At 39.9% G+C, this 13,736-nt stretch carries 14 protein-coding genes; 11 read left to right on the top strand and 3 right to left on the bottom strand.

Annotation, left to right across the window (positions count from 1 at the left end):
- Positions 1-2 precede the first annotated feature (2 nt).
- The 8 genes from rpsK to PZB74_RS01260 all read left to right on the top strand — a co-directional run bounded on the left by rpsK (position 3) and on the right by PZB74_RS01260 (position 6,246).
- Positions 3-395 (top strand): 30S ribosomal protein S11, encoded by a 393-nt coding sequence (gene rpsK, locus PZB74_RS01295; protein ID WP_302240136.1) that lies wholly within the window; start codon positions 3-5, stop codon positions 393-395.
- Positions 396-411: 16 nt separating this feature from the next.
- Complete coding sequence (gene rpsD, locus PZB74_RS01290; RefSeq protein ID WP_302240134.1) at positions 412-1,017, top strand: 30S ribosomal protein S4; 606 nt, start codon at positions 412-414, stop codon at positions 1,015-1,017.
- A gap of 48 nt (positions 1,018-1,065) precedes the next feature.
- Entirely contained in the window at positions 1,066-2,058 is a 993-nt protein-coding gene (locus PZB74_RS01285; protein ID WP_302240132.1) for a DNA-directed RNA polymerase subunit alpha, read from the top strand.
- A gap of 41 nt (positions 2,059-2,099) precedes the next feature.
- Positions 2,100-2,723: a 50S ribosomal protein L17 gene (gene rplQ / locus PZB74_RS01280; RefSeq protein ID WP_302240130.1), complete on the top strand. Its 624-nt coding sequence runs from the start codon at positions 2,100-2,102 to the stop codon at positions 2,721-2,723.
- Positions 2,724-2,823: 100 nt separating this feature from the next.
- Positions 2,824-3,927: a glutamine-hydrolyzing carbamoyl-phosphate synthase small subunit gene (carA, locus tag PZB74_RS01275; RefSeq protein WP_302240129.1), complete on the top strand. Its 1,104-nt coding sequence runs from the start codon at positions 2,824-2,826 to the stop codon at positions 3,925-3,927.
- 56 nt (positions 3,928-3,983) lie between these two features.
- The gene (gene eno / locus PZB74_RS01270; protein WP_302240127.1) at positions 3,984-5,258 is read left to right on the top strand and encodes a phosphopyruvate hydratase; all 1,275 of its coding nucleotides are present in this window, start codon (positions 3,984-3,986) and stop codon (positions 5,256-5,258) included.
- 123 nt (positions 5,259-5,381) lie between these two features.
- Positions 5,382-5,678: an FtsB family cell division protein gene (locus PZB74_RS01265; protein WP_302240125.1), complete on the top strand. Its 297-nt coding sequence runs from the start codon at positions 5,382-5,384 to the stop codon at positions 5,676-5,678.
- A 13-nt stretch (positions 5,679-5,691) separates the two neighbouring features.
- The gene (locus PZB74_RS01260) at positions 5,692-6,246 is read left to right on the top strand and encodes a hypothetical protein (RefSeq protein WP_302240123.1); all 555 of its coding nucleotides are present in this window, start codon (positions 5,692-5,694) and stop codon (positions 6,244-6,246) included.
- Here PZB74_RS01260 and PZB74_RS01255 read toward each other — a convergent pair.
- Both PZB74_RS01255 and PZB74_RS01250 read right to left on the bottom strand, forming a co-directional pair.
- Positions 6,236-7,315, bottom strand: coding sequence for an Ldh family oxidoreductase (locus PZB74_RS01255; protein ID WP_302240121.1), 1,080 nt, complete (start codon positions 7,313-7,315; stop codon positions 6,236-6,238). The genes PZB74_RS01260 and PZB74_RS01255 overlap by 11 nt on opposite strands.
- Positions 7,316-7,324: 9 nt before the next feature.
- Positions 7,325-8,272: a Ppx/GppA phosphatase family protein gene (locus PZB74_RS01250; RefSeq protein ID WP_302240119.1), complete on the bottom strand. Its 948-nt coding sequence runs from the start codon at positions 8,270-8,272 to the stop codon at positions 7,325-7,327.
- Positions 8,273-8,395: 123 nt separating this feature from the next.
- On the opposite strand from PZB74_RS01250, the gene PZB74_RS01245 reads away from it, so the two are divergent.
- The 3 genes from PZB74_RS01245 to PZB74_RS01235 all read left to right on the top strand — a co-directional run bounded on the left by PZB74_RS01245 (position 8,396) and on the right by PZB74_RS01235 (position 11,639).
- Positions 8,396-9,982: an acyl-CoA carboxylase subunit beta gene (locus tag PZB74_RS01245; RefSeq protein ID WP_302240117.1), complete on the top strand. Its 1,587-nt coding sequence runs from the start codon at positions 8,396-8,398 to the stop codon at positions 9,980-9,982.
- A 69-nt stretch (positions 9,983-10,051) separates the two neighbouring features.
- The gene (locus PZB74_RS01240) at positions 10,052-11,077 is read left to right on the top strand and encodes an endonuclease/exonuclease/phosphatase family protein (RefSeq protein ID WP_302240115.1); all 1,026 of its coding nucleotides are present in this window, start codon (positions 10,052-10,054) and stop codon (positions 11,075-11,077) included.
- A 4-nt stretch (positions 11,078-11,081) separates the two neighbouring features.
- Entirely contained in the window at positions 11,082-11,639 is a 558-nt protein-coding gene (locus PZB74_RS01235; RefSeq protein ID WP_302240113.1) for a rhomboid family intramembrane serine protease, read from the top strand.
- 225 nt (positions 11,640-11,864) lie between these two features.
- Here PZB74_RS01235 and recN read toward each other — a convergent pair whose 3' ends face one another.
- Entirely contained in the window at positions 11,865-13,514 is a 1,650-nt protein-coding gene (recN, locus tag PZB74_RS01230) for a DNA repair protein RecN (protein ID WP_302240111.1), read from the bottom strand.
- Between the last annotated feature and the right edge of the window lie 222 nt (positions 13,515-13,736).

The following is a 13,736-nucleotide window of genomic DNA, read 5'->3' as shown; positions in this document are numbered from 1 at the left end:
ATATGGCTCAGAAAAGAAAAGATAAAGCAAAAAAGAGAGTAGTTGCGGTTGAGTCCGCAGGACAAGCTCACATAAAAGCTTCATTTAACAATATCATCATCTCTATTACCAATATGTCTGGACAGGTAGTGTCTTGGGCTTCTGCTGGTAAGATGGGCTTTAAGGGTTCTAAAAAAAATACCCCCTATGCAGCTCAAACTGCTGCTGCTAACTGTGCTCAGGTTGCTTACGATTTGGGGATGCGCAAAGTTGAGGTTTTTATCAAAGGCCCTGGTGCCGGACGTGAATCTGCAATTCGTACACTACAAAATACAGGCTTGGAAGTTACTATGATCAAAGACGTAACTCCATTACCGCACAACGGTTGCCGTCCACCTAAAAGAAGAAGAGTATAAAATACGATACACGATTATGGCAAGATATAGAGGCCCTAAGTCTAAAGTAGCAAGAAAATTTAACGATCCAATATTCGGTCCGAGTAAGGCTTTACAAAAGAAAAGCTACCCTCCTGGACAGCATGGTAGAGGAAGACGTCGCAAGCAGTCTGAATATGCTGTACAGTTAATGGCTAAGCAAAAAGCTAAATACACTTATGGTGTATTGGAAAGACAATTTGCTAACCTATTTGAGAAAGCAAATAGCAGCCAGGGGATTACTGGTGAAATTCTTCTTCAACTACTTGAATCTAGACTGGATAACGTAGTATTCAGATTAGGAATTGCCCCTACCAGGAGAGGAGCGAGACAACTTGTTGGTCATAAGCATATTACTGTTAATGGCGAAGTTGTAAATGTACCTTCATATCAAGTGAAGCCTGGGGACTTAGTAGGTGTAAGAGAAAAGTCTAAATCTCTTATTGCTATTACTGATAGCCTTGCTTCTCACAGTGCTAGTCGCTTTAGCTGGCTAGAGTGGGACAAGTCTCAGATGGCAGGTAGATTTAACAATGTTCCTCAGAGAGATGAAATTCCTGAAAATATTCAAGAGCAATTAATTGTTGAATTGTACTCTAAGTAAGGTAGATTTCTCTTATCACAATTTTTAAACGAAGTATACCTAAATAATATGTCAATACTAGCATTTCAAATGCCCGAAAAGGTGGTGATGGAAAAGGCAGACAATTTTCACGGTCTGTTCACTTTCAAACCACTTGAAAGAGGCTATGGGGTTACTGTTGGTAATGCGTTAAGGAGAATATTGTTGTCTTCGCTTGAGGGGTATGCAATTACCGGATTAAAAATGCCGGGAGTTATGCATGAGTTTTCTACAGTAGATGGTATTGTAGAGGACATCTCTGAAGTGATTCTGAACCTTAAAAAGGTTCGTTTCAAGAAGGTAACTGATGATTTTGTGGATAACAAAATTGTTATCCCTATCAAAAACCAATCTAGCTTTACCGGTGCTGATATCCAGAATAGTGTGACTTCTTTTGAGGTCCTGAATCCAGATCATGTAATCTGTCATCTGGATGACTCTTTAGATATGGAGGTGGAGCTGTATGTAGAGAAGGGTAGAGGATATGTTCCTTCTGAAGAAAATAAGCAAAATGACCAGAGCTTTGGTGTTATTGCTATTGACTCAATCTTTACTCCTATTAAAAACGTTAAGTTTAGCATAGAGAACACCAGGGTTGAGCAACGTACTGACTACGAGCAATTGATCCTGGATATTGAAACTGATGGGTCTATCCACCCTGAAGATGCTTTGAAAGGTGCTGCTAATATTTTGATCAAGCATTTCATGTTATTCTCTGACCAAAACATGATCCTTGAGACTCCTCAACAGGGTGAGCCTGATACGGTTGACGAGGAAATGCTACACATGAGAAAGTTGCTGAAAACTCCTCTTAACGATCTTGACCTTTCTGTAAGAGCTTATAACTGTCTCAAAGCTGCTGATGTGAAAACACTCGGCGACTTGGTTCAGCTTGAGATTTCTGATATGATGAAGTTTCGCAACTTTGGTAAGAAATCATTGGCAGAGTTAGAGCAGCTTGTCGCTGACAAGAACCTTTCCTTTGGTATGGATGTAGGTAAGTATAAATTAGACGAAGATTAACATCTGACTATAAGCAGTTAGCTGAAAATAGTAAGGAAGTAATGAGACACGCAAAAAAATTCAATCATTTAGGGCGTACCGCTCCACATCGTAAAGCGATGCTGGCAAATATGGCTACGTCTTTGATTCTACATAAACGAATCACTACTACGGTAGCCAAAGCAAAAGCATTGAAAAAATATGTTGAGCCTTTGATTACCAAATCTAAATCAGACACAACTCACTCTAGAAGGGTGGTTTTCTCTTACCTTCAGGATAAAAACTCAGCCAGAGTTCTTTTTAATGAAGTGGCAGAGAAAGTAGCAGACAGACCAGGCGGATATACCAGAATTATTAAATTGGGAAATCGTCTAGGAGACAACGCAGAGATGTGTATGATTGAACTTGTTGACTTTAACGAGACTTATCTTCAGGAAGATACTACTAAGAAATCTCGTACTAGAAGAAGCCGTAGGAGTGGTAGTGGATCAAAAAAATCAGCTCCTAAGCAGGAAGCCGCATCTAATGAGGCTACTACAGAAGAAACTGATAATAAAAATGAGGCTAAAGCTACTGCTAATGAAGCGGCAGCTGATGCTAGTGCTGAAGAAGCACAAGATACTACTGACAATCAAGCAAACGAATCTAATGATTCAAGTGACTCAGAAGACAAAGAAAACAAATAATATTTCGTTATTCTTTCCAAAGGGATTAAGCTGTTTTTTATACTCAGCTTAGTCCCTTTTTTTTTATAATATTATTCATCAATTTGCTCAAAAATATCCTATGAAGCTTGTTAAAAAGGCACCAGCTGTATTGCTCTTAGAAGATGGAACCTGTTTTCATGGAAATGCTATCGGTAAAGTGGGAACCAGAGGCGGAGAAATCTGCTTCAATACTGGTATGTCTGGCTACCAGGAAATCTACACAGACCCCTCTTATTACGGTCAAATTATTGTAAATACTACTTCTCACATTGGAAATTATGGTGTTTTAGATGCTGAACAGGAATCAGATACACCTAAAATAAGTGCATTAGTCGTTAATGATTTCTCCGATACCTATAGCAGAGAAAAAGCGGATCATGATTTACAAAAGTATCTTGAAGATTCCGGTATTGTCGGAATCGCGAATATTGATACGCGAAAATTAGTAAGACATATTCGTTCTAAAGGAGCCATGAACGCTGTTGTTTCATCAGACATTACTGACCTTGACGAACTCAAGAAGTTTCTTGAGCAAGTACCTTCAATGGCTGGATTAGAGCTATCTTCTATTGTAAGTACTAAAGAAGAGTATATGGTAGGAACGGAAGAAGGTGCGCAAAAAAGAGTAGCTGTCTTAGACCTAGGTATTAAAACCAGTATTTTGAAGAACCTTACAGAAAGAGGTTGCTACTGTAAAGTCTTTCCTGCAAAAACCACATACGAAGAGATGAAAGCCTGGAAACCTGATGGTTACTTCGTATCTAACGGACCCGGTGATCCTGAGGCTATGGATTATGCGGTTGATACCGTGAAAAACATTATTGGAGAAGATCAGCCTGTATTTGGTATTTGTCTTGGACACCAGATTTTGGCTCGTGCTAATAATATATCTACTTACAAAATGCATCACGGTCATCGTGGATTGAACCATCCTGTTAAAAACCTTGAAAGCGGTAAATGTGAGATGACTTCTCAGAATCATGGTTTCTCAGTAAACCTTGAGGAAGCAGAGAATGTATCTGATCTAAAGGTGACTCATATTAACCTGAATGACAATACAGTAGCTGGAATCAAGATGCTTAATAAAAGAGCCTTTTCAGTTCAGTATCACCCGGAATCATCTCCCGGACCACACGATTCGCAGTATCTTTTTGATCAATTCATTGAGTTGATGAAGGCATAATTCGTTTCAATCTGTTAATTTGCGCCATATTTAAAGCCTAACTAACTTTTTATCTTATGAGTATTATCAAGAAAGTTCACGCCCGTCAAATATTAGACTCCAGAGGAAATCCTACTGTAGAAGTAGATGTTCTGACCGAAAATAATGTATTAGGTCGTGCTGCTGTTCCCTCAGGAGCTTCTACCGGACAGCATGAAGCCGTTGAGCTTAGAGACAACGACAAAGGTAAATTTGTCGGTAAAGGTGTGACTAAAGCTGTAGACAATGTTAACAATGCTATTGCTCAGAAATTATTAGGAGTATCTATTTACGAGCAAAACCTGATAGATCAAACCATGCTTGATCTGGATGGTACGCCTAACAAGTCACAATTAGGAGCGAACGCAATATTAGGTGTTTCTTTAGCAGTTGCTAAAGCTGCTGCACAAGAACTTGCTCAGCCTTTGTATAGATATATTGGAGGGGTAAATGCCAATACTTTGCCTGTTCCTATGATGAATATCCTAAACGGAGGTAGCCATGCGGATAATGCTATTGACTTTCAGGAATTCATGATTATGCCGGTAAAAGCAGAGAGCTTTTCTGAGGCTTTAAGAATGGGTACTGAAGTATTCCATAACTTAAAAAGTGTACTAAAAAGCAAAAACCTTTCTACCAATGTAGGAGATGAAGGTGGGTTTGCTCCTAATATTGCTTCTAATAAAGAGGCGATTGAAGTTGTACTACAGGCCATAGAAAAAGCAGGGTATAAGCCTGGCGAGGAAATGTTTATTGCACTTGATGCTGCTTCTACTGAGTTCTACGATAGCGAAAAAGGTGTATACAAATTTGCTTCTTCAGGAGAAGAGCTTTCTTCTACTGATATGGCTAACTACTGGAAAGAGTGGGTAGATCAGTATCCTATTATTTCTATTGAAGATGGTATGAGCGAAGATGACTGGGCAGGTTGGAAAACTCACACTGACCTGATCAAAGATAAGTGTCAGCTAGTAGGAGACGACCTTTTTGTTACCAATGTAGAGCGTCTTCAGGATGGAATTAATCAAGGGGTAGGAAATGCGATTCTGATCAAAGTAAATCAGATTGGTACACTAACTGAAACCATTAATGCAGTTAACCTTGCAAAAAGAAATGGATACAAGAGTGTAATCTCTCACCGTTCTGGAGAAACTGAGGATAACTTTATCGCTGACCTTGCTGTAGCACTTAATGCAGGCCAGATTAAAACTGGTTCAGCGTCTCGTTCTGATAGAATGGCAAAATATAATCAGTTGTTAAGAATTCAGGAAGAATTAGGCCAGATGGCATACTATCCGGCAAAATTATTGTAAGAGCTTACAGAGATTAGCATAAATTTGATTAGATTAATGCAATTCAATTTTGAATTGCATTTCTTTTTTTGGCGTATATAATCAATTTATGTTGCGATACGTTAACATATAAAATGGCTATGTATGAATCCTTTACACAAATTGCCAAATTTCGTTAAAAGCTTTTACTTCCTTTTCTCCATAGGTTTTGTGGTTTGGATGTTATTTCTGGATACAAACGATATAGGATCACAGATTACACTAACTCGAAAACTCAATACTTTAGAAAAAGAAAAGGAATTTTATCAGGAAAAAATTAAAGAAGTTGAATCTGAGAGAGAGGAGCTTTTAAGTAATGATGAATTACTAGAAAAGTTTGCGCGTGAAAAATACCTGATGAAGAAGCCAGATGAAGATGTATATGTCATCGTTAAGCAATAATTCATTTCCACGTATGAAGCGTATATTTTTTGTAGTATTATTTAGTTATGTAAGTCTGTCTACCTACGCTCAGGAGAAAAGCGATCAGGTAAGTAGGGAAAGGAACTCTCCTAGCAATAGTGATTTTTTTGAAAGAGTAAGTATAGGAGGAAATTTCGGCCTTCAGTTTGGTTCAGTAACTTATATTGACCTTTCTCCGATGATTGGCTATCGTTTTACTGATAAGTTTACTGCAGGCCCTGGTTTTACCTACAGATACCTGAAGTACAAAGGTTTTGAAGGTAGCAGTATCTATGGCGGTAGTTTGTTTGCTAGACATCTGATAGGGAGTCAGTTTTTTGCCCAGACACAGTTTGAAAGTTTAAATACAGAGTATCTCACTTACATCAACCAGGAACCTAGATTTGTGAGAGACTGGGTATCAGGCTTTTTTATAGGTGGAGGATTATATCAGCCCCTAGGCAGAAGAGGTGCTATTTTATTATCGGCTATGTACAATGTTATGTACGATAGCCAAAGGTCTCCCTACAATAGCCCCTGGGTGCTTAATGTAGGATTTACTTTATAAAATCTACTTTAAATCTCTGGGCAAGCTCCTGCAGATCTTTTACTACTGGCTCTAGCAGAGGTATGCCCAGCTCCATTCTTTCTGCTTCCATCTCCCGCTCAGGGTCTCCTGGAATCAATACTTTTTCTTCTCCTTCAATAGGCTTGGCACTTCTAAACCTTCCAATCCACTGATCCATATGTTGCTTAAAGTCATCAGCCGGCTGAAAAGCATCTATGCGCATAGCACCAAGAAAATGTCCTATTCCTTTACCTACAGGATCTTTAGCTAGAGGCAAAAAGCTAACGAAGGGAGGAACCCATGGGCCATAGTTAGCTCCAGAAAAAACAGCGGAGAAAATATCTACAATAGAACCCAGACAGTAGCCTTTGTGGCTTCCACGCTCTCTATCACTGCCTAAAGGAAGTAAGGCTCCACCATCTGCCAGCTCATGAGGATCTTCAGAGGGTTTTCCCTGTGCATCCTGTACCCAGCCTAAGGGTGCTTTAGCTTTTTTTCGTTGCAATATTTCTAATTTACCATTGGCAGCAGTAGTTGTGGCAAAATCAGCCACAAAGGGAGGTTGCTGGCTCGCTGGTATGGAAACTGCTATAGGATTAGTACCAAGCAATCTCTCATTAGCAAAGGTAGGAGCTACTAATGGGCTGGCATTAGTCATAGCTAAACCAATCATCTCTTTTTCCAGTCCCATCATTGCGTGATAGCCAGCTATACCAAAATGGTTAGAGTTTCGGACACTAACCCAGCCGGTACCAGCGGTATTCGCTTTTTCCATAGCTACTTGCATAGCAAAAGGAGCTACTACTAGGCCTAAACCCTCATCACCATCAATTACCGCAGTACTGGGTGTTTCATGCACTATAGTAATTTTAGGTTTTACATTAATTCTTTTCTTTTCCCATAGCCGAACATAACCAATAAGGCGTGCTACACCATGCGAGTCTACTCCCCTAAGGTCAGCTTTCAGTAGTACATCGGCAGCAAGCTGTGCATCATGCTCAGGGCAGCCTAATTTTTTGAAAATATTATAAGTAAATTGATGTAGGTCAGAATAAGTAAAATGCTGCATGTAACGCTGTTACTGGTTTGCTATAAGTTGATTTGTTACACATCGGAGTAGTCCTTCTTTGAGTGCGTAGGCAGACACCCTGATCTGTCTGATATAATATTTATCCAGTACGAAATAGATAAGCCATGAAGCTACCACTATCATATCTGCTCTAAGAGCTATCATGCCGGGTATTTTCATGCGTTCATTATGGTTCTTTTCGCACAGTTCCTGATGTGTTTTTAAATAAAAGTCATAAGAGAGAGGGAGTTCAGAAGCATCTGGAGCCACTGCAATATTCTGGTCTATAACATAAATATCGCTTAGGGTATCAAAAGTACCTGAGGCACCTATCAGGCTTTCTGGTTTATATTTTTTTATTGCGTCTGTTAAATCCTGAAGCTGCTCATTAAAGTACTGTAACAAATCATGGACGTTTTCTTTGGAGACAGAATCTTTTATATCAAAAAGGTCAAGTAGGCGCTGAGCTCCAATTTCAAAACTTTGTTTCCAAAGTACTTCCTCAGCATTACAAATAATAAACTCCACACTTCCACCACCTATATCCATAATAAGCGCGTTTTCCTCACTCAGTGGCATAGCTTCTTTTACTCCATAAAAGATATACTCCGCCTCTGTATCTCCAGAGATAATATCTATGCTGATTCCAGTATGTTCCAATACTTTTTCGGTAATAGCTTGTCCGTTTTTAGCATTGCGAAATGCACTGGTTGCAGTAGCCACTACATGGTCTACCTCATACTGATCAATAACCTCTTTAAAATGCGTAATGGTCGACAATGCACGTAACTGCGCTTCTTCACTAATCACCCCTTTAGTAATTCCTCCACGACCAATCATCACAGCCTTACGCTCACGATGAAGCATATGAAAGCGCTGACGGGTATCAACACTAACAATCAGCAGATGAAATGTATTGGTGCCTAGATCAATAACGGCTATTCTTTGCTTCTCCATATCAGTAGAACTACTCCTGAGGGGGAGTATGGTGTATATACATTTATTATATCTAAATGCTATGCGAAAATAAATGGTTTCTTATATATAACTATATTTAAGACAAATAAATTAATATTTACTATGAAAGACAGCCAAAAAGGGACTACCACAAAGCTAGCCACGAAAGCGGAGAAGTTTAAGACTTTGGAAGAAAAGAACCTGAAAGCACTGGAAGGTGGTGGGGAAACACGAATTAAGGCACAACACGATAAAGGTAAACTTACAGCCAGAGAGAGAATTGCGTTGCTCTTGGATGAAGGTTCTTTTGAAGAAACTGGCAAATTTGTTGAACATCGTAGTACCTCTTTTGGTCTGGAAAAGCAAAAATATCTGGGTGATGGAGTAATCACCGGTTACGGTACTGTAGATGGACGTCTGGTCTATGTATACTCTCAGGACTTTACTGTTTTTGGAGGCTCACTATCAGAAGCGCATGCGGAAAAGATTGTCAAGATTATGGATTTGGCCATGAAGAATGGCGCTCCTATCATCGGGCTAAACGATTCTGGTGGTGCTCGTATACAGGAAGGTGTAGTCTCTTTAGGTGGATATGCTGATATTTTCTACCGCAATACGTTAGCTTCGGGGCTAATTCCTCAAATATCAGCGGTAATGGGGCCTTGTGCAGGCGGGGCTGTGTATTCGCCGGCCATTACGGATTTTATCTTTATGGTAGAAAAAACCTCTTATATGTTTGTAACCGGCCCCAATGTTGTAAAAACAGTGACCCACGAAGATGTAACCGCCGAAGAACTTGGGGGAGCCCTCACCCATAGCACTAAAAGTGGTGTAACACATTTTGCCTGCAAAAATGAATTGCAGTGTATTAAAGATATTCGGCGTCTGTTTAGCTATATGCCTCAAAATTGTGAAGAAGATGCTCCTCATTTACCTTATCAGTTACAGGAGGATGAAAGTCGCCCCACACTGGATGACATAGTACCAGAAAACCCTAACCAACCCTACGATATGCGGGATGTAGTGAATGGAATAGTAGATGAGAATAGTTTTATGGAGGTGCATCAGAATTATGCTGAAAACATAGTGATAGGTTTTGCCAGGCTGGGTGGCAGAAGCATTGGAATTGTTGGTAATCAGCCGGCTACTCTTGCCGGAGTTCTGGATATCAGTGCCAGCGTCAAAGGAGCCCGTTTTGTGCGCTTTTGCGATAGCTTCAACATTCCTCTTTTAGTGTTGGAAGACGTACCCGGGTTTTTGCCTGGCACAGATCAGGAGTGGAATGCAATTATTACTAATGGAGCCAAATTACTCTATGCCTTTAGTGAGGCTACCGTCCCGCGAGTGACAGTAATTACTCGCAAAGCTTATGGGGGAGCATATGATGTAATGAACTCCAAACACATTGGTGCAGATATGAATTATGCCTGGCCTAGTGCCGAGATTGCGGTTATGGGTGCTAAAGGGGCTTCAGAAATAATCTTTAAAAAGGAAATCTCCAGCGCTGAAGATCCGGAGGCTAAACTTCAGGAGAAAATTGATGAATACACTCAAACATTTGCTAATCCTTATATGGCTGCTCAAAGAGGTTATATAGATGAAGTAATATACCCGAGAGAAACGCGTCATAAGCTAATGCGGGCTTTCAAGATGTTAGAGAACAAGGTAGATCAACTACCAAAGAAGAAACATGGAAATATTCCACTTTAAGTAATGTAAGAGTAACTATTAAAGCAAATAAGCAAGTAGCTAGACTTAACTTGTAGCAAATTCAGTACAATGAAAATACTTGGACTGCTACTATTGTGTTTATTCGCTTCATTAACCGGCTGGTCTCAGCAAGAGGGGAGAGGTGAAGAAGAAACAAAGATTGTATTCTGGAACGTAGAAAACCTTTTTGATACAAAAGATGATACCCTTACGAGGGATGAAGAATTTTTACCCTATGGTATCAGAGGTTGGAGCAATGAGCGCTATCAGCAAAAGCTTTTTGCGATTTACAAAACATTAGTTGCCACAGGCGGATGGGAACTACCAGACCTGATTGCTTTAGCAGAAGTAGAAAACAATGAAGTTTTAAAGGACTTAATTGAGCGTACTCCACTCTTGAGAGGTGGCTACCAGATTATTCATCAGGAGTCTGAAGATCGTAGAGGAATAGATTTAGCCATTTTATACCGGGCATCTCAAATAGAGGTGTCCGATACCAGTTTTATTCGCTTATCTTTTCCGCAGGACCCAAACCGAAAAAGCAGAGATATTATTCATATTAAAGCTAATGCTAATCATAGCCAGAATTTCCATTTATTCACAAACCATTGGCCGTCTCGTTATGGAGGGGGCAAAGCTTCAGAAGGTAGAAGGATACACGCTGCTAAGGTTCTACGAATGTATGCAGACTCAATTTTAGTGGCTGAACCTGAGGCTGCTATAATTTTTACCGGAGATTTTAATGATACGCCTGCTGACCCTAGCTTGCAACACTTAACCAATGGCCCCAACGGTTTTGAGGTCATTAGCTTAAAAAGCTTTGAAGGTACCCATAAACATCAGGGACTTTGGAGTCATTTTGATCATGTCTGGGTTAATAAGAACTTAAGGCCTGTTAATGGGCCTAATATGTTGTATGCGGAAGCTGATATCTTTCATCCAGACTGGTTGCTAGAAGAGGATAGAACTTATGGTGGCTATAAACCAAAACGAACCTATGTGGGATACCGTTATCATGGTGGGTTCAGTGATCACCTTCCACTTATTATAAAGCTTAAAACGACAGCCTCGGTGCTTGCCGGGAAAGAAAATTAATATCATGCAGAGTATTAGTAAAAGTATTATTGTTCCGGCACGGCTGGTGATGTTTATGTGGGCAATTCTCTTATTTGAGTATTCTTATCAGGTAGACTTTGCCCTCTTTGGCATATGGCCACGAACTATCAGGGGGCTGGTAGGTATCGTTACAGCGCCACTCTTGCACGGAGGGCTCAAACATTTGGCTTCAAACACTTTTCCTCTCTTGTTTTTGGGTACTATGCTGTACATGTTTTATAGTAAAATAGCCAATCGCGTATTTCTGCAGTGCTACTTTCTTACCGGAGTACTGGTATGGCTGTTTGCCCGACCGGCTTTTCATATAGGGGCTAGTGGGTTAATTTATGGCCTAGCTTCATTCCTGATTTTCTTCGGTATCTTTCGTCAAGACTTTAAGTCTCTCCTTATTTCCTTGGTAATTATGTTCATTTATGGAGGACTATTTTATGGTATTCTGCCTACGCAAAATGGTATGTCCTGGGAGTCTCATTTATTAGGAGGGGTGGTTGGCTTCTATAATGCTGTAACTATTAGCAAAAGCCGTAAAGTAAGCTACTAGTTTTGCTATTACAAGCTCTAGGTATTGACCTTCTCAACCTACGAAAAGAGTGTTGATATTTATGAGTAAAACTTAAAAAATGCCAGGCTTACTATAAAACAAGCTAAAAGGGAGCTACCAATAAGCAATAATATTAGTGTTTAGGTGTGAGCAAAAGGCTCTCCCTTATTACATCTGCCCTTATAAATTAGCTCATAATTAATGGCTGAGCTTTGTCTAAAGATGTCAGGCCAGTAGTTCTTTAGCATTTTCAAAGGCAATGCTGGAAGGGTTACTACCTCCAATCATTTTAGCAATTTCCTCTATCCTTTCGTCAGAAGTTAGTCTCTTAATTTTACTGACAGCTTTGTTAGAGCTATTGTCTTTGTAGACAAAATAGTGAGCATCACCTTTAGCAGCTACCTGTGGCAAATGGCTAATTACAATCACCTGATGGTTTTGAGCCATTTCTTTCATCATATTTACCATCTTGATGGCAATTTCTCCTGAAACTCCGGTATCAATCTCATCAAAAATAATAGTCGGTAAAGAAATTTTATCGGCGAGTACATATTTGATACAAAACATCAAACGAGAGAATTCTCCACCAGAGGCTACTGCTTTAATATCCTGAGGAGCTATACCTTTGTTAGCACTAAAAAGGACATTAACTTCATCTATTCCATTACTATAAGGCTCAATATTTTTGCGTTCAATTTTTATAGAGGCATCCGGAATACCTAAATTTTTAAGCAGCTTAGATATGGTTTCAGAAAAACTCTGAAATACTTTTTGTCGGGATACGCTAAGGCTTTGGGCATGCACCATCATCTCATGGTAAGCCGCATCTTTTACTGATTTTAGGTGCTCAATATCATGATCCAGATTCATTACCCTTTCCAGTTTTCTTTCCAGATCAGCCTGTATTTCCAGCAGAGCACCTACAGAGTCTACCTGATGTTTCTGCTGAAGTTGATAAATCAGGTTTACACGCTCACGTACAGTCTTTACTTTCTCCATGTCAAAGTCAACTTCCAGCGCGGCACTTTCTGCTTCATTATTAATATCTCGGAGTTCAATCAGGCAACTTTCCAATCGCTGATAAAGCGATTCATACTTTTGCGAATAGCCTGATATTTTAGAGATTGCCTGTTTGGCCTGTACCATCATATCGTCAATGCTATGCGTATCATTGGCCAGTAGGGTATTTAAGAGGTTAAGCTGTTCTCTAATGTTACCTGCATTTTCCATCATCTGAAGCTCCTCTTCCAGCCTGTCCTGCTCTCCCTCTTGTAGTTTGGCTTTGTGAAGCTCGTCTAGCAGGAAGTTATGATAGTCCGCCTCACGTTTCATATCAGCTGCCTGCTTACGAAGCTGATCATACTCGCCCTGTGCTCTACGGTGTTTGTAGTAGCTCTGTTGATAGATTTTTAGACGGTTTTCATTATCAGCATACGCGTCAATAATTTCAAGCTGGTACTCATGGTTGGCTAAAAGTAAGCTATCGTGTTGGCTGTGGATATCAACCATAAACCTGCCTACGCCCTTCATCGTTTCCAGCCTTACCGGAGTATCGTTAATAAAGGCACGAGACTTACCACTGGGTGTAATTTCTCTACGAAGGATACAGACAGGATCATAATCCAGTTCTTCGCGATCAAATATAGATTCTAACTGATACTTATTGACCGTAAAGGTGCCTTCTATCACACATTTGCTTTCTTCATTGTAAAGGCTCTTTTTATCAGCACGATTGCCTAGCAGGAGGCCGATGGCACCAAGCATAATAGATTTACCAGCGCCAGTTTCACCGGTAATGATGTTGAGTGCAGAAGAGGGTTCCATCTCCAGCGACTCTAACAAGGCATAATTTTTTATTACTAAGTTTTTGAGCATACAAAACTGTGAAGTCTAGCCGTCAGCTAAGTCTAAAATACAATAATTATTGTTGTTTCAGCTTATCATTTAAACAGAGCCAGGTATACAATTTGTTTAATGTTGGCACAAAAGTTCTCTGGAGATATTAGCCATTTGCTACATGCTCCTTTTGCCCGGTCTGAAAAATGGATTAAAAGAACGTACTTAATTCAAGTATTGCAAAGCTACAATTTGGGATTA

Origin of the sequence: Porifericola rhodea, from assembly GCF_030506305.1 — a bacterium.
Taxonomy (GTDB): Bacteria; Bacteroidota; Bacteroidia; order Cytophagales; family Cyclobacteriaceae; genus Catalinimonas; species Catalinimonas rhodea.
The sequence above is the reverse complement of the archived record's forward strand: the minus strand, read 5'-3'. Positions and strand labels throughout refer to the sequence as shown.

Bases quoted from the DNA above. Each gene is read 5' to 3' on its own strand.
- rpsK (WP_302240136.1), top strand. From the start codon at position 3: ATGGCTCAGAAAAGAAAAGATAAAGCAAAAAAGAGAGTAGTTGCGGTT.
- rpsD (WP_302240134.1), top strand. From the start codon at position 412: ATGGCAAGATATAGAGGCCCTAAGTCTAAAGTAGCAAGAAAATTTAAC.
- PZB74_RS01285 (WP_302240132.1), top strand. From the start codon at position 1,066: ATGTCAATACTAGCATTTCAAATGCCCGAAAAGGTGGTGATGGAAAAG.
- rplQ (WP_302240130.1), top strand. From the start codon at position 2,100: ATGAGACACGCAAAAAAATTCAATCATTTAGGGCGTACCGCTCCACAT.
- carA (WP_302240129.1), top strand. From the start codon at position 2,824: ATGAAGCTTGTTAAAAAGGCACCAGCTGTATTGCTCTTAGAAGATGGA.
- eno (WP_302240127.1), top strand. From the start codon at position 3,984: ATGAGTATTATCAAGAAAGTTCACGCCCGTCAAATATTAGACTCCAGA.
- PZB74_RS01265 (WP_302240125.1), top strand. From the start codon at position 5,382: ATGAATCCTTTACACAAATTGCCAAATTTCGTTAAAAGCTTTTACTTC.
- PZB74_RS01260 (WP_302240123.1), top strand. From the start codon at position 5,692: ATGAAGCGTATATTTTTTGTAGTATTATTTAGTTATGTAAGTCTGTCT.
- PZB74_RS01255 (WP_302240121.1), bottom strand. From the start codon at position 7,315: ATGCAGCATTTTACTTATTCTGACCTACATCAATTTACTTATAATATT.
- PZB74_RS01250 (WP_302240119.1), bottom strand. From the start codon at position 8,272: ATGGAGAAGCAAAGAATAGCCGTTATTGATCTAGGCACCAATACATTT.
- PZB74_RS01245 (WP_302240117.1), top strand. From the start codon at position 8,396: ATGAAAGACAGCCAAAAAGGGACTACCACAAAGCTAGCCACGAAAGCG.
- PZB74_RS01240 (WP_302240115.1), top strand. From the start codon at position 10,052: ATGAAAATACTTGGACTGCTACTATTGTGTTTATTCGCTTCATTAACC.
- PZB74_RS01235 (WP_302240113.1), top strand. From the start codon at position 11,082: ATGCAGAGTATTAGTAAAAGTATTATTGTTCCGGCACGGCTGGTGATG.
- recN (WP_302240111.1), bottom strand. From the start codon at position 13,514: ATGCTCAAAAACTTAGTAATAAAAAATTATGCCTTGTTAGAGTCGCTG.